At 71.4% G+C, this 14,488-nt stretch carries 12 protein-coding genes; 6 read left to right on the forward strand and 6 right to left on the reverse strand.

Going from position 1 to position 14,488, the window contains the following annotated elements; all coding sequences use genetic code 11:
- Position 1 precedes the first annotated feature (1 nt).
- Both AC4OXY_RS17795 and AC4OXY_RS17800 read left to right on the forward strand, forming a co-directional pair.
- Complete coding sequence (locus AC4OXY_RS17795) at positions 2-1,282, forward strand: MFS transporter (RefSeq protein ID WP_376284973.1); 1,281 nt, start codon at positions 2-4, stop codon at positions 1,280-1,282.
- Complete coding sequence (locus tag AC4OXY_RS17800; RefSeq protein WP_491994195.1) at positions 1,279-2,310, forward strand: TolB family protein; 1,032 nt, start codon at positions 1,279-1,281, stop codon at positions 2,308-2,310. The genes AC4OXY_RS17795 and AC4OXY_RS17800 overlap by 4 nt, the downstream gene beginning before the upstream one ends.
- Positions 2,311-2,319: 9 nt before the next feature.
- Here the strand turns inward: AC4OXY_RS17800 and AC4OXY_RS17805 are convergent, their stop codons facing one another.
- From AC4OXY_RS17805 to AC4OXY_RS17820, 4 genes are all read right to left on the reverse strand, one after another.
- Entirely contained in the window at positions 2,320-3,312 is a 993-nt protein-coding gene (locus tag AC4OXY_RS17805) for an antibiotic biosynthesis monooxygenase (RefSeq protein ID WP_491994196.1), read from the reverse strand.
- On the reverse strand, positions 3,309-6,035 hold the full coding sequence (locus tag AC4OXY_RS17810) for a molybdopterin-dependent oxidoreductase (RefSeq protein ID WP_362820521.1): 2,727 nt from the start codon (positions 6,033-6,035) through the stop codon (positions 3,309-3,311). The genes AC4OXY_RS17805 and AC4OXY_RS17810 overlap by 4 nt, the downstream gene beginning before the upstream one ends.
- Positions 6,032-6,859 carry an FAD binding domain-containing protein gene (locus AC4OXY_RS17815; RefSeq protein WP_376284983.1) on the reverse strand — a complete coding sequence of 276 codons (828 nt, stop codon included), beginning with the start codon at positions 6,857-6,859 and terminating at the stop codon, positions 6,032-6,034. Before AC4OXY_RS17815 ends, AC4OXY_RS17810 begins: the two co-directional genes overlap by 4 nt.
- A gap of 216 nt (positions 6,860-7,075) precedes the next feature.
- A complete protein-coding gene (locus tag AC4OXY_RS17820) occupies positions 7,076-8,437 on the reverse strand; it encodes a glutamine synthetase family protein (RefSeq protein ID WP_071382540.1) in 1,362 nt (453 codons plus the stop codon).
- 328 nt (positions 8,438-8,765) lie between these two features.
- Between AC4OXY_RS17820 and AC4OXY_RS17825 the strand changes: the two genes are divergently transcribed.
- The gene (locus AC4OXY_RS17825) at positions 8,766-9,959 is read left to right on the forward strand and encodes a globin domain-containing protein (RefSeq protein ID WP_491994197.1); all 1,194 of its coding nucleotides are present in this window, start codon (positions 8,766-8,768) and stop codon (positions 9,957-9,959) included.
- Here the strand turns inward: AC4OXY_RS17825 and AC4OXY_RS17830 are convergent.
- Together AC4OXY_RS17830 and AC4OXY_RS17835 are read right to left on the reverse strand one after the other, a co-directional pair.
- Positions 9,911-10,174 carry a hypothetical protein gene (locus tag AC4OXY_RS17830; RefSeq protein WP_362820518.1) on the reverse strand — a complete coding sequence of 88 codons (264 nt, stop codon included), beginning with the start codon at positions 10,172-10,174 and terminating at the stop codon, positions 9,911-9,913. The two genes, AC4OXY_RS17825 and AC4OXY_RS17830, sit on opposite strands and share 49 nt — an antisense overlap.
- Positions 10,175-10,243: 69 nt before the next feature.
- Complete coding sequence (locus tag AC4OXY_RS17835; protein ID WP_356020647.1) at positions 10,244-10,684, reverse strand: RrF2 family transcriptional regulator; 441 nt, start codon at positions 10,682-10,684, stop codon at positions 10,244-10,246.
- A 143-nt stretch (positions 10,685-10,827) separates the two neighbouring features.
- On the opposite strand from AC4OXY_RS17835, the gene AC4OXY_RS17840 reads away from it, so the two are divergent.
- The 3 genes from AC4OXY_RS17840 to AC4OXY_RS17850 all read left to right on the forward strand — a co-directional run bounded on the left by AC4OXY_RS17840 (position 10,828) and on the right by AC4OXY_RS17850 (position 14,375).
- Complete coding sequence (locus AC4OXY_RS17840) at positions 10,828-11,517, forward strand: thioredoxin-like domain-containing protein (RefSeq protein ID WP_376284992.1); 690 nt, start codon at positions 10,828-10,830, stop codon at positions 11,515-11,517.
- The gene (locus tag AC4OXY_RS17845) at positions 11,514-12,152 is read left to right on the forward strand and encodes a DUF305 domain-containing protein (protein WP_376284995.1); all 639 of its coding nucleotides are present in this window, start codon (positions 11,514-11,516) and stop codon (positions 12,150-12,152) included. The genes AC4OXY_RS17840 and AC4OXY_RS17845 overlap by 4 nt, the downstream gene beginning before the upstream one ends.
- 270 nt (positions 12,153-12,422) lie before the next feature.
- Positions 12,423-14,375 (forward strand): S53 family peptidase, encoded by a 1,953-nt coding sequence (locus AC4OXY_RS17850; protein WP_356020641.1) that lies wholly within the window; start codon positions 12,423-12,425, stop codon positions 14,373-14,375.
- The last annotated feature ends 113 nt before the right edge of the window (positions 14,376-14,488 follow it).

A 14,488-nucleotide genomic window follows, 5' to 3' on the forward strand; every position in this document is an offset into this window, starting at 1 on the left:
GGTGTACGTAGCGGACAGCCGCGCGACACGGCAGACGTCCGCCGACGGCGCCGCCCGGCCTTCGGCCGGGCGGCGCCGGAGCGTGGTCGCTCCTGCCGTCCTCGCCCTGGGTGCCGTCAGTCTCGTCACGGACGTGTCGTCGGAGATGGTCACGGCCGTGCTGCCGTTGTACCTGGTGACGGGGCTCGGTCTGTCGCCGCTGGGCTTCGGGCTGCTCGACGGCGTCTACAACGGTTTCTCGGCGCTCGTACGGCTCGTGGGCGGGCACTTGGCGGACCGGGGCGGCGGGCGGCACAAGTGGGTCGCCGGGTTCGGGTACGGTCTCTCGGCCCTGTGCAAGCCGCTGTTGCTGGTCGCCCACTCGCTGACGCCGATCGGGCTCGTGCTCGCCGCCGACCGGACCGGGAAGGGGCTGCGGACGGCGCCGAGGGACGCCCTGATCTCGTTGTCCAGTACGCCGCAGGCGCGAGGGCGGGCCTTCGGGGTGCACCGGGCCATGGACACGGCGGGCGCGCTGCTCGGACCGCTGGTGGCGTTCCTGATCCTGCGGGCGACGGTGGACGGGTACGACGCCGTGTTCACCGTCAGCTTCTGCGTCGCGGTGCTCGGCGTGCTGGTGCTGGTGCTGTTCGTGCCGGGCGGGCGGGGGGACCGTGGCGCGGGCGCGGGCGCGGTTCCTGGCGAGCGGCCCACCCTGTCGGCCGCCCTGCGGCTGCTGGGGCGCCGTGATCTGCGCCGGATCACCGTGTGCGCGCTGCTGCTGGGTCTGGCGACGGTCAGTGACTCGTTCGTGTATCTGCTGCTCCAGCGGCGGCTGGGCGTGCCCGACCGGTGGTTCGCGTTGCTGCCGCTCGGCACGGCCGGCGCGTTCCTGCTGCTGGCGGTCCCGCTCGGCCGGCTCGCGGACCGGGTGGGGAGGTGGGCCGTGTTCCTGGGCGGGCACGGGGCGCTGCTCGTCGCGTACGCGCTTCTCCTCACGTCGTGGCACGGCGCCGGGCTGCCGTACGTCGTCCTCGCCCTGCACGGCACCTTCTACGCGGCCACGGACGGGGTGCTGATGGCGGCGGCCTCGGAGGGGGTGCCGGAGGCGCTGCGTTCGTCCGGGCTGGCGCTCGTGCAGACCGGGCAGGCGATGGCCCGGTTCGCCTGCTCGCTGCTGTTCGGGGCGGCCTGGACGGTGTGGGGCGACCGGGCGGCGCTGTCCGGGGCCGCGGTGGCGCTGGTCGGCTGTGCCGCGTTCGCCCTGACCGTGCGTCCGAAGGGGACGGTGACCACCGCATGAGCGTACGCAACCGCATCCTGGTCCTGGTCTCGGCCGTCGCCGTGCTGGCCGCGATCGGGGTGGCCTCCGTCCTGCACGCCTCGGCCCGCGCCGAACGTCGTGACCAGGTTCAGGCGGGCGGGCCGCGGGTCGCCCCGGGGACGGTCACGCTGACCGGGACCGGGAGCGGGAAGGGGCGGATGGTCTTCCGGAACATGGCCTGGGGGCCGCACCGGGACGAGCTGACGTCGGTTCCGGCGGACGACCCGGGTGGGACGCGCGCGGCCTCCGGCGTCAAGTGCCTGCGTTTCTACGCCGCTTCGGGCGTGGGGGTGTGCCTCCAGGCCGTGCACGGCCCGGTGTCGGACACGTACCGGGCGGTGATCCTGGACGCGCGGCTGCGGACGGTGCACCGCTACGACGTGCCGGGCATCCCGTCGCGGGCGCGGGTGTCGCCGACGGGCCATTTCGCCGCCTGGACCGCGTTCGTGGGCGGTGACAGCTATGCCGGTACGAACTTCTCCACCCGCGCGGCCATCGTGGACACGAGGAGCGGTGAGCTGATCCCGTCGCTGGAGGACTTCCGGATCGTCAAGGACGGGCATCCGTACCGGGCGGCCGACGCCAACTTCTGGGGAGTCACGTTCGCGGCGGACGACCGCACCTTCTACGCCACGCTCGCCACGGGCGGGAGCACCTACCTGGTCCGGGGCGACCTGCGCACGCGTACGGTGACGACCCTGCACGCGAACGTGGAGTGCCCGTCGCTGTCGCCGGACGGCACGCGCGTCGCCTACAAGAAGCGGGTCAAGGGCCTGCCCAAGGACGCCCCTTGGCATCTGTACGTCCTCGACCTGCGGACGATGAAGGAGACCGCCCTGGCCGAGTCGAGGAGCGTGGACGATCAGGTGGTGTGGCGCGACGCGCGCACGCTCGTGTACGCGCTGCCGGCCGACTACGGCGCCGACCTGTACACCGTTCCCGCGGACGGCTCCGGCGTGCCGCGCCGGATCGCCTCCGCCGCGCTGTCCCCCGCGTTCCCGGACTGAGGCCCCCGGTCAGGGCAGCGTCCAGAACCTGACGGTGACCAGATAGAAGACGGCGGCCCAGAAGACCATCGCCGCCGCCACGATGCCCAGGCCGCGGATGTTGGCTCCGAGCGACGGCTCGGCGGCGGGGGGACGCAGCCAGCGGCCGAGCAGCGGGTTCACGTAGTAGGGCATCGTGAGGAAGCTCATGAGGAAGCTCGACAGCAGGTTGCCGACGAGCAGGCCGATCCAGAGCGGCAGGTGCAGCGGGAACAGGGCGAGCGTCAGGAGTACGACGGTCGGGTAGAGGCCGACCCAGACGGCGAGCGAGGTCTTCGTCACGGAGGGCGGCGGCGGTGTCTCCTCGCCGTCGCCCCCGAAGGCGAACCAGCTGCCGAACGAGTTGTCGATCGTGCGCAGTCGGAAGTCGTCGAACTTCTCGCCCTCGGCCAGGATCCGCTGCCGCTGCGGTGACGTCAGCCAGGCGTCGAGGTGCTCCGCGCTGTCGTAGCGGTACAGAGTCGTCCACTCCTCCTGGAGGCCCTCGACGGGGCGGAAGAGCTCGGTCCCGCGGAATCCCGCGAACTTGCTCTCCTCCTGTGTCATGCGGTGCTGCCAGTCGAGGAACTCGTCGACGTGCCGCGGGGCGACCCGGTGAGTGACCACCACGGTCACGAGGGGGTCGAGGGTCTGGGTGCCGCTGCTGACCACCTGCTGGGTCGCCGGGCCGTCGAAGTACCCGGCACCGGCGTCGAGATACGCCTGCCGGGTCGCGCTGTTGATCCACGTCTGCAGATGCGGCACCGAGTCGAAGCGGTACACGACGACCCAGTCGGGTTGCAGCGGTGTCGGCCGCGAGGTCTCGGCGCCGAGGAAACCGGGGTAGGAGGAGGCCGCGGTGTTGAGGTCCGCCTGCCAGGACGCGAAGTCCTCCTCGGCCCCGGGCAGGACCTTCTGACCGATGATCGCCGTGGCGGCGGCGGCCACGTTCTTCGCGGTGTTCACGTTCCTCGCGGTGTTCATGGTGCTCGGCCTGCCGCCACCGACTGCTGTGCCTGGAGCCGGCCGTAGATCCGTTCCGGGGTCAGCGGCAGCGCACGGTAGCGGATGCCGGTCGCGTCATGGACCGCGTTCGCCAGCGCGGGGGCCACCGGGTTGATGCAGCACTCCGCCATGCCCTTCGCGTGCAGGGGCCCCACCGAGTCCGCCGAGCCGACCAGGAGGACCTCGGTGCGGGGGACGTCCGCGTAGGTGGGGATGCGGTAGTTCCGCAGGCTGGGGTTGGTCATGACGCCGTGGTCGTCGACGTGGTGGTTCTCGGTCAGCGCGAAGCCGATCCCCTGGGCGACACCGCCCTCCACCTGCCCGCGGACCTGGGCGGGGTTGATCACCACGCCGACGTCCGCCGCCTGCACGCTGTACAGGATCCGTATCTCCCCCGTCACCCGGTGCACGGCAACCCGGAACCCCTGGGTGTTGGAGGTGACGCTTCGGGGCGAGCCGTAGGCCTTGCGGGCGGCGGTGAACCGGATGCCGCGCGCCCGGGCGGCGGCGACGAGCTCGGCCAGCGACACCCGCCGGTCCCCGCAGACGACTCCGTCGTCGTCCATGGAGCACAGCACGACGTGCACGCCCGTGTGCGCCGCGGCGAACTCCAGGATGCGGTCGCGTACGGCACCGGCCGCGCGCAGCACGGCGTTGCCGGCCACGGAGAGGCCCGCGCTCGCGAAGGCGCCGGTGTCGAATCCGTTGCGGTCGGTGTCGGACTGCACCAGACGGATCCGCGCCGGCGTCGTGCGCAGTTGGCCGGCCGCGATCTGGACATGGGCGGTGGAGGTGCCCTCCCCGAACTCGACCGTTCCCACGGCCAGTTCGTAGACGAGGTCGTCGCCGAGCGTGACCCAGGCCTCGGAGAGGTGCTCGGTCGGGGGCGCGGTCTCGTGCAGGGAGCTCGCCACGCCGGTCCCGACGAGCCACTCGGGGCCGGGGGGCGGCCGGCCGGCGGTACGGGCCAGGGCGTCGCCCACCAGATCGATGCACCGCGCGAGGGCGTCCTCGGTGAAGACCACGTCGTCGGGGCCGTCGTGCAGGGCGACCAGGGGCTCGCCGGGCCGCACGATGTTGCGCCGGCGCAGTTCGAGCGGGTCGAGGTGCAGGGCGCGGGCGAGTTCGTCCATCGCGGACTCGACCGCGAACGCCGGCTGGGTCATCCCGTAGCCGCGCAGGGCGCCGCTCGGCACGGTGTTCGTGTAGACGGAGTAGGCGTCGTACCTCTTGTTGGGGCAGCGGTAGACCATGACGGCGGCGCCGCCCGCGTACAGCGTCTCGCCGCCGTGGTTGCCGTAGGCGCCGGTGTTGGACACGTTGCGCACCTGGAAGGCGGTGAGCGTGCCGTCCGCCTTCGCGCCGAGCTTGACCGTCAGGGTCATGGGGTGCCGCGGCGAGGCGGTGGTGAACTCCTCCTCGCGGGTGTACTCCAGGCAGGTGGGCCGCCCGGTGTCCAGGGTGGCGAGCGCGACCAGGTCCTCCGCTATCACCTCCTGTTTGCCGCCGAATCCGCCGCCGACGCGCTTGCAGAACACCCGCACCTGTTCGGGCCGCAGCGCGAACAGGTACTCCAGTTTGACCTTGGCGATCGACGGTGACTGCGAACTGGTGCGGACGTTCAGCCGGCCGTCCTGAAGCCAGGCCATCGCGCCATGGGTCTCCAGATGGACGTGCTGCACCCGCGGCGAGAAGTACGTGCCCTCGTGGATCACGTCGGCCTGGGCGAAGCCGGTGTCGACGTCGCCGATGCGGGAGTGCAGTTCGACCAGGATGTTGTGGTCGGGGTCGCGCACGAACGGGTCGTCCGAGCCGTGCAGCCGGGGTGCGCCGTCGGCCATCGCCTCCTCGGGGTCGAACACCGCCGGCAGCATCTCGTACTCCACGTCCAGGCGGCGGCAGCCCTCCTCCGCCGCGCCGACCGTGTCGGCCAGGACCGCGGCGACGCGCTGGCCGGCGAAGCGGACCGTGTCGTCGAGGACGAAGGTGTCGTCCGGGTCGACCAGGTGGTCGGTGTGGATCGCCGTGGTGAAGCGCTTACGGGGCACGTCCTGCCAGGTGTAGACCCGGTGCACGCCGGGCACCGCGAGCGCGGCGCTCCTGTCGATCGAGAGGATCCGGGCGTGTGCGTGGGGCGAGTGCAGCACCTTGAGGTGCAGCATGCCGTCGATGTGCGTGTCCATCGTGAACTCGGCGTGGCCGGTGACCACGTCGTGGCCCGCGGGCGCGCCGACGCTCGTCCCGACGGCCTTGCCGGGCGCGGCCGTCTCGACCGCGCCGACGCCCTTCACGGCGTCCTCGATCGCCCGGTAGCCGGTGCAGCGGCAGAGGTTGCCCTTCAGCGCCCGGGGCAGATCGGCCTTCTGTTCCTCGGTGAAGGTGGCCGACGTCATGATCATCCCGGCGGTGCAGAAGCCGCACTGGAATCCCGGGGCTTCCTCGAACCGCCGCTGCACGGGATGCGGTGCGCCGGGCCGCCCGAGGCCCTCGATCGTGGTCACCGCACGTCCGTCCGCCCGGAACGCGGGGGTGATGCAGCTGTGTACGGGGTCGCCGTCCAGCCATACCGTGCAGGCTCCGCAGTCGCCCGCGTCGCACCCCTTCTTGACGCCGTAGTGGCCGAGTTCGCGCAGGAAGGTACGCAGGCACTGGCCGGGGGCCGGTTCCCGGTCGAACGTCCGGCCGTTCACGAGGTAGGTCATGGCAGGTCCCCAGCCGTGAGCTCGCGGCGGATCTCCTCGGCGAAGTGGTACGTCAGATGGCGGCGGTGCTCGGGGGTCCCGTTGGGATCGGCGAACCAGACGTCGGCCGGCAGGGCGTCGATGCGCTGCCGCAGGGTCCGGGCATCGGGCACGGAGGGGAAGGCGATGCGGACGGGCCGGGTGGTGCCGGCGGTGAGGGTGAGCGCCAGGTCGCTCCCGCCCCGTCGCTGGGTGCCGACGAGGAACACCGTCGAACGGCCGAGCCGGGTCAGGCTGAAGCGGCGGTGCGCGGTGCGTCTGCGCAGGGCGTGCGCGGGAATGGTGACGCGCCGCAGGATCTCGCCGGGCGTGAGGATGTTGTGGTGCTCGCCCGTGACGAAATCGAGGGCGTCGACGAAGCGCCCGGAGCCGTCGGGAGCCCACAGTTCGTACCGCGCCTCCAGCGCCACGGCCAGCGTGATCATCGGGCCGGCGGGCAGGGACATGCAGATGTTGCCGCCGACGGTCGCCGCGTTCCAGACCTTGAACGAGGACAGGAAGGCGTCGCAGGCCGCGTGGAAGAGGATGCCCGCCGTCCAGTCCAGGGGCCAGGTCTGGGCGTACAGGTCGCGGACGGTGCAGGTGGCACCGATCTCCAGGCCCTCGTCGCTGCGGACGAGGGGCTCCCAGCGCAGCGCCGTCAGGTCGATCAGCCGGCTCAGGTCCGGTTGCTCCACGGAATAGAGCCACGTCCCCCCGGCGAGCCAGGCGTCCCCCTCGCGCCAGTCCGCGCCCGGCCGTTCGGACGGTCGCCGGACTACTTCGGTGATGGTGTTGAGGTCCATGAGAACCGACCTACGGAGAACCGGCCTGCGGTGGACAACCGCCCCGCCCCCGAGGGGAGACCGGCGGGGCCGGACACCTTTTTCCCAGCCTAACGCAGCGCACCCACGGCGGCCCGAGGGACGAGAAGAACCGACCGTATCCGACCCGCGCCGGAGAGTCACCCCTGCGCCGTACCGCCAACCCGGCCCACGAGGGGCCGGGTTGCGACGGCGGCCCTACAGCACCGGCAGGTTCTTCCTCAGCTCGAACGCCGTGACCTCGGAGCGGTACTCGTGCCACTCGGCCTGCTTGTTGCGCAGGAAGAAGTCGAAGACGTGCTCGCCGAGGGTCTCGGCGACCAGGTCGCTGCGTTCCATCAGGGCGAGGGCCTCGCCCAGGTTCTGGGGCAGGGGCTCGATGCCCATCGCGCGGCGCTCGGCGTCGGACAGGGCCCAGACGTCGTCCTCGGCGCCGGGCGGCAGTTCGTAGCCCTCCTCGATGCCCTTCAGGCCGGAGGCCAGGAGCAGGGCGTAGGCCAGGTAGGGGTTGGCGCCCGAGTCCAGGGAGCGGACCTCCACGCGCGCGGAGCCGGTCTTGCCGGGCTTGTACATGGGGACGCGGACCAGGGCGCTGCGGTTGTTGTGGCCCCAGCAGATGTACGACGGGGCCTCGCCGCCGGCGCCGGCCGTGCGCTCGGAGCCGCCCCAGATGCGCTTGTAGGAGTTCACCCACTGGTTGGTGACCGCCGAGATCTCCGCCGCGTGCCTGAGCAGACCCGCGATGAAGGAACGGCCGACCTTGGAGAGCTGGTACTCGGCGCCCGACTCGTAGAACGCGTTGCGGTCGCCCTCGAAGAGGGACAGGTGGGTGTGCATGCCGCTGCCCGGGTGCTCGGAGAAAGGCTTCGGCATGAAGGTCGCCTGCACGCCCTGCTCCAGGGCCACCTGCTTCATGACCAGGCGGAACGTCATGATGTTGTCGGCCGTGGAGAGCGCGTCGGCGTAGCGCAGGTCGATCTCCTGCTGGCCGGGGGCGCCCTCGTGGTGGGAGAACTCGACCGAGATGCCCATCGACTCCAGCATGGTGATCGCCTGGCGGCGGAAGTCCATGCCGACGTTGGTCGGGGTGTGGTCGAAGTAGCCGGAGTTGTCGGCCGGGGTGGGGCGCGTGCCGTCCAGCGGGCGGTCCTTCAGCAGGAAGAACTCGATCTCCGGGTGGGTGTAGAAGGTGAAGCCCAGGTCGGAGGTGCGGGCCAGGGCGCGCTTGAGGACGTAGCGCGGGTCGGCGAAGGACGGGGAGCCGTCCGGCATGAGGATGTCGCAGAACATGCGGGCGGTGCCGGGGGTCTCGGCGCGCCAGGGCAGGACCTGGAAGGTGGAGGGGTCCGGCTTGGCGATCATGTCGGACTCGTAGACGCGGGCGAAGCCCTCGATGGCCGAGCCGTCGAAACCGATGCCCTCGTCGAAGGCCTGCTCCAGCTCGGCGGGGGCCACGGCGACGGACTTGAGGAAGCCCAGCACGTCCGTGAACCACAGGCGTACGAACCGGATGTCGCGCTCCTCCAATGTCCGGAGCACGAACTCCTGCTGCTTGTCCATCTTCCGCTTCCCCATCCTTGCTGGTCAGGCCGCCTTCACACGCGAGCGCGGGAGACGGTCGGGCACCTGAGCATCACACCACAACAGCGTTTCGAGCGCGTTGCGGACCTTGATCGCCCGAGCGTCCTCGGCCTGAACGGCTCTCGTACGACAGGTGTACTGCCGTCTCCCGCCCATCTTGCCCGCTCGGACCGGCATTCGTCATGGCCGGATCCTCGCGGGACGTGAGGGAGACCACGCCCGTTTAATTTGCATCTCAGATGCAAGTTTTCATAGCGTGCCGATCAGTCGCGATGTGAAGAGATCCGACGAGATCCGAGGAGATCCGATGCTGTCCGAGCAGTCCGCGAGCACCGTCCGCGCCACCCTTCCCGCCGTCGGTGCGGCCATCGGCGAGATCACCGAGCGCTTCTACGACCGGCTCTTCGCCGCCCGCCCCGAGCTGCTGCGCGACCTGTTCAACCGGGGCAACCAGGCCTCCGGCGCCCAGAAGCAGGCCCTCGCCGGCTCCATCGCCGCGTTCGCCACGCATCTCGTCCAGCACCCGGACCAGCGGCCCGACGCCATGCTCGGCCGGATCGCGCACAAGCACGCCGCCCTGGGCGTGGCCCCCGAGCACTACCCGATCGTCCACGAGCACCTCCTCGCCGCGATCACCGAGGTCCTCGGCGAGGCCGTCACGCCCGAGGTGGCCGCCGCCTGGGACGAGGTCTACTGGCTGATGGCCAACGCGCTCATCGCCGTCGAGAAGCGGCTGTACGAGGAGAGCGGCAGCACCGGGCGGCGGCCGTGGGAGGTCGTGGAGCGCGTCGAGGAGACGGCGGACGTCGTCACCTTCCGGCTGCGCCCGGCCGACGGCGGCCCGGTGCGCGGCTTCCGGGCCGGCCAGTACGTCTCCGTCCAGGTCGAACTGCCCGACGGCGCCCGCCAGATACGCCAGTACAGCCTGTCCGGCGCGCCGGGCGAGGACGTGCGCCAGTTCAGCGTCAAGCGCGTACCGGGCGACGACGCAACGCCCGGCGGCGAGGTCTCGAACCACCTCCACGCGCGCGTGCGGGCCGGTGACGTCGTGCTCCTGTCCGAGCCGTACGGCGACCTCGTCCTCGGCGACACCGGGGACCGTCCCCTGCTGCTCGCCTCCGCGGGCATCGGGGTGACCCCGATGGTCGCGATGCTCGCCGCGCTGGCCGCCGACGGCCACCGCGCCCCGGTCACCGTCGTGCACGGCGACCGCTCCCCCGCCGACCACGCCCTGCGCGGCGACCACGAGGCCTGGGCCGCGAAGCTCCCGGACGCCTCGGTCCACCTCTTCTACGAGCGCGACGCCGAGCCCGGCACCCGCACCGGCCTGGTCGACCTCGCCGACGTCGCCGTGGCCCCCGGCACGCGCGCGTACCTGTGCGGCCCGCTGCCCTTCATGCGCGCGGTCCGCACCCAGCTGATCGACAAGGGCGTGGCCCCGGCCGACGTCCACTACGAGGTGTTCGGTCCGGACCTGTGGCTGGCGCAGCAGGCCGCCTGACGGGGTCGGCCCCGGTCGTGTCCGGCGGCCACCTCGGTCACCTTGTCCAGGAGCGGCTGGAGCCTCGCGACAAGGCTCTGGTAGTCGGCGCCGCGGCCGTCCGGCCACTGGGCCAGGCCGACCACGAGCAGCCTGGAGTGTCCGGCGAAGGACTGCACCAGAGCGCTGTCCGCCGGCAGCGTCCGCAGACCGGATCCGGTGGGCGGCGCCAGCACGCCCACCTCGTGGTCCGTGGGGTGCGAGCTCAGGGAGGTGACCAGGTGGACGCCGGGCGGCCGCGGCCGTCAGCCGGCCGGGGCCCGGGAGATCCCCAGCAGCAGGGGTCCCGTCGGCTCCGCGACGATCTCCGTGATCGTGATCGGGTCCAGGCTGGCGTAGAACGCCTCCTGGGCCTGTCGCAGCGCGCCCCGCAGCCGGCAGCCGAAGCGCAGCGGGCACGGCGTCGCGCCCTCGCACTCGACCACGTCGCCGTCGCCCTCGAAGACCCGCACGACGGCGCCCACCGACGCCGTACGGCCCTTCCCGGTGAGCGTGAGGCCGCCGCCCCGGCCGCGCCGGGCGTCCACCAGGCCCAGGTGCTGGAGTTCGGCGACGACCTTCGCGGCATGCGTGTAGGGCACGTCCATGTCCGCCGCCACCTGGCGGGTGGTGGGCGTGGCGTCGGCGGCGACGGCGAGTCGCATCAGGACCCGCAGGGCCAGGTCGGTGGAGCGCAGGAGCCGCATACCGCGAGCCTAGATAATACGCATCCGGGGTTCAAATTATCTGTTTGCTGTCGTGCTCTACGGTGCGGCACGGGTTCCCCATTACGATCAGCACGCCCCACCCCACCCGTCCGTCCCTTTCCCCCCAGAAGGACACACGCCTCATGGGTTCCGCCAAGAGCAACGGCAGCGCGGCGCGCACGGCGCGCATAGAGGAGATGCGACGCGCGGAGCGCGCCCGCGAGCGCCGCAACCGGATCCTGGCCGTCAGCGCGAGCGTGGTGGTCGTCGCCGCCCTCGTGGCCGGCGGAGTGGTCCTCGTGAACTCCCAGTCCTCCTCGGCCAAGACGTCGGACACGGCGAGCGACGGCAAGAACGCCGGGACCTCCGGTGACTCCGGACACTTCGTCAAGGGCAAGGACGGGGTGATGACCTGGAGCGGCACGCTGTCGCGCACGCACGTGATGACGAAGGTGTCGTACCCGATGCACCCGCCGGTCGGCGGCAACCACAACCCGGTCTGGCTGAACTGCAACGGTGACGTCTACACCGCGCCGGTGCAGGACGAGAACGCCGTGCACGCGCTGGAGCACGGCGCCGTCTGGGTGACGTACACCGCCAAGGCGAGCACGGCGGACGTCGTCGCGCTCGCGGCGAAGGTGAAGCGGACGCCGTACTCGCTGATGAGCCCGTACGAGAACCAGGCCGCGCCGCTGATCCTGTCGGCGTGGGGTCGCCAGGTGGCCGTGAAGAGCGCGAAGGACCCCGAGGTCGCCAAGTTCTTCGCCGCGTACGTGCAGGGCCCGCAGACGCCCGAGCCGGGTGCCTCGTGCACCGGCGGAGCCATGAAGTGACCCGCCGGCGCATCGGCTGGATCGCCGGGGCCGCGGCGGCGGTGCTCGTCGCGGCCGGCGGGGTCACGTACGCGGTCGCCGAGGACTCGGGCGGTGGCGGGGCGCGGTCGACGGTGCCGGGAGCGGAGTCGGCCGACGCCGGCTTCGCCCGGGACATGGCCGTGCACCACCAGCAGGCCGTCGAGATGTCGTACATCGTCCGCGACCGCACGACGAACGCGGACGTCCGGCGGCTCGCCTACGACATCGCGCAGACGCAGGCCAACCAGCGCGGCATGCTGCTGGGCTGGCTGGATCTGTGGGGGCTGCCGAAGGTGTCGGCCAAGGCGCCGATGGCCTGGATGGGCATGGGTGACATGCCCGAGCGGGGGGACGGCTCGCTGATGCCGGGCATGGCGACGAACACGGAGCTGAGGAAGCTCCAGTCGCTGAGCGGCAAGCAGGCCGAGGTCTTCTACCTCCAGCTGATGACGGACCACCACAAGGGCGGCATCCACATGGCCGAGGGGTGCGTGGCCAGGTGCACCGTCGGCGTGGAGAAGCGGCTCGCGCAGGGCATGGTCGACGCCCAGCAGTCGGAGCTTCAGGTGATGGCCGGGATGCTCAAGGAGCGGGGCGCGAAGCCGCGTTCGTGACCGCGCATGTGAAGAGCGGGCGAGCGGTTGTGAACAGCGGACAAGCGGTTTCGTAACACAGCCGTAAGGATAAATGGATCCAAATCCCCCCACCTGACGGTTACTTGAGTGTCTCTTGACCTTTCCGTTCCCCTGACATGAACGGTTCATCGGAGAGAGTGACCCCCATCGTGTGATCCATACGGCCGGTCGAACCGCCGCCGGGCCGGCACGCGGACCGCATGACGTACCGACCACGACATGCATGCGAACCGCATCGCAGGGGGTTCTATGAGATCCAACCGCGCCAAGCTGCGCACCGTGAGCATGGCAGCGACGCTGCCCATGATCGCCGGTGCGCTGGCGCTGGGCATACCCGCGGCCCACGCCGCGGACAGCCCCGCTCGTCAGTCCCTGAAGGGCACCAAGCCCCTCTGGGCGACGGCCAAGGCGGACAAGGGTGCGACCGCGAACAGCGCCCAGGTGAACGCCAAGGTCTACCTGGCCGGCAAGGACGCGGCGGGCCTCGCCGCCTACGCCAAGGCCGTGTCCGACCCGAGCTCGCCGCTGCACGGCAAGTACCTGAGCGCCAAGACGACGCAGGCCCGCTTCGGGGCCACCAAGGCCCAGGTGGCCGCGGTCAAGTCCTGGCTGACGTCGGCCGGCCTGAAGGTCACCGAGGTCACCCAGCACTACGTCGCCGTCTCCGGTGACGTGGCCGCCGCCGAGAAGGCGTTCGGCACCCAGCTGCACAACTACACCAAGGGCACGAAGACCTACCGTGCCCCCGCGCAGGCCGCCTCGGTCCCGGCCGGCCTCCAGGGCGCCGTCCTGACCGTCACCGGCCTGGACAACGCCCCGCACATGGCGAACCACGACGACACGCTGCCGGCGCCGGACGCCGTGTTCAAGAACGCCGGGCCGTTCTCGTCGTACTACGGCTCGAAGATCGCGAGCACGCTGCCGGACGCGTACGGCCAGAAGATCCCGTACGCCATCAAGGGCTACACGGGCAAGCAGCTGCGCGCCGCCTACGGCGCCGGCACGTACACCGGCAAGGGTGTCCGCGTCGCCATCACCGACGCCTACGCCTCGCCGACCATCGCCTACGACGCCGGCACGTACGCGGCGAAGAACGGCGACCAGGCCTGGAAGACCAGCCAGCTGCACCAGTCTCTGCCGGGCAGCTGGACCAGGACCACCGAGTGCAAGGCGGCCGGCTGGTACGGCGAGGAGACCCTCGACGTCGAGGCCGTGCACGCCGTGGCCCCGAACGCCGACGTCACGTACGTCGGTGCGGCCTCCTGCTACGACGACGACCTGCTCGGCGCGCTCAGCAAGGTGGTCGACAACCACCTCGCCGACATCGTCTCCAACTCCTGGGGCGACGTCGAGGCCAGCCAGACCCCGGACCTCGCGGCCGCCTACGACCAGGTCTTCCAGCTGGGCGCGGTGCAGGGCATCGGCTTCTACTTCTCCTCCGGTGACAACGGCGACGAGGTCGCCAACACCGGCACGAAGCAGGTCGACACCCCGGCCAACTCCGCCTGGGTGACCGCGGTCGGCGGTACGTCCCTGGCCGTCGGCAAGGGCGACACGTACCAGTGGGAGACCGGCTGGGGCACCGAGAAGGCGACCCTGTCGGCCGACGGCAAGAGCTGGACGAACTTCCCCGGCGCCTTCACCTCGGGCGCGGGCGGCGGCACCAGCAAGACGGTGGCCCAGCCGTACTACCAGAAGGGCGTCGTCCCGGACGCGCTCGCGAAGGCGAACGGCACCACGGCCAACCGCGTCGTCCCGGACATCGCGGCCATCGCCGACCCGAACACCGGCTTCCTGGTCGGCCAGACCCAGACCTTCCCGGACGGGTCGCAGCAGTACAGCGAGTACCGCATCGGCGGCACGTCGCTGGCCGCGCCGACCATCGCGGCCATCCAGGCCCTGGCCCAGGAGGCGCAGGGCGGCAGGGCGATCGGCTTCGCCAACCCGACGATCTACGCCGGCTACGGCAAGAAGGGCGTCTTCCACGACGTCACGGACAACCCGACGGGCTCCGGCCTGGCGGTCGCCCGCGTGGACTTCGCCAACGGCCTGGACGCCAAGGGCGGCCTGCTGTACTCGGTCCGCAGCCTCGGCAAGGACAGCTCGCTGTCCGCGACGAAGGGCTACGACGACGTGACGGGCGTCGGCTCTCCGGCCGACGGCTACGTGCAGTCGTACGCGAAGGCCGCGAAGAAGCACTGACGCTCCGCTGAGCGGCGGGGGCGTGGGGTCCTGACGGACCTCACGCCCCCTTCTCTGTTTTCCGGTGCACGAGCCTTCCGAGCGGGGCCGTTTAGCACGACTCGCCGTATCAC

This window comes from Streptomyces sp. HUAS MG56, from assembly GCF_058673395.1.

Excerpts from the sequence above, each read along its gene's own strand:
- AC4OXY_RS17820 (WP_071382540.1), bottom strand. The coding sequence starts at position 8,437 with ATGGACAAGCAGCAGGAGTTCGTGCTCCGGACATTGGAGGAGCGCGAC.
- AC4OXY_RS17810 (WP_362820521.1), bottom strand. The coding sequence starts at position 6,035 with ATGACCTACCTCGTGAACGGCCGGACGTTCGACCGGGAACCGGCCCCC.
- AC4OXY_RS17840 (WP_376284992.1), top strand. The coding sequence starts at position 10,828 with ATGGGTTCCGCCAAGAGCAACGGCAGCGCGGCGCGCACGGCGCGCATA.
- AC4OXY_RS17835 (WP_356020647.1), bottom strand. The coding sequence starts at position 10,684 with ATGCGGCTCCTGCGCTCCACCGACCTGGCCCTGCGGGTCCTGATGCGA.
- AC4OXY_RS17805 (WP_491994196.1), bottom strand. The coding sequence starts at position 3,312 with ATGAACACCGCGAGGAACGTGAACACCGCGAAGAACGTGGCCGCCGCC.
- AC4OXY_RS17815 (WP_376284983.1), bottom strand. The coding sequence starts at position 6,859 with ATGGACCTCAACACCATCACCGAAGTAGTCCGGCGACCGTCCGAACGG.
- AC4OXY_RS17825 (WP_491994197.1), top strand. The coding sequence starts at position 8,766 with ATGCTGTCCGAGCAGTCCGCGAGCACCGTCCGCGCCACCCTTCCCGCC.
- AC4OXY_RS17850 (WP_356020641.1), top strand. The coding sequence starts at position 12,423 with ATGAGATCCAACCGCGCCAAGCTGCGCACCGTGAGCATGGCAGCGACG.
- AC4OXY_RS17800 (WP_491994195.1), top strand. The coding sequence starts at position 1,279 with ATGAGCGTACGCAACCGCATCCTGGTCCTGGTCTCGGCCGTCGCCGTG.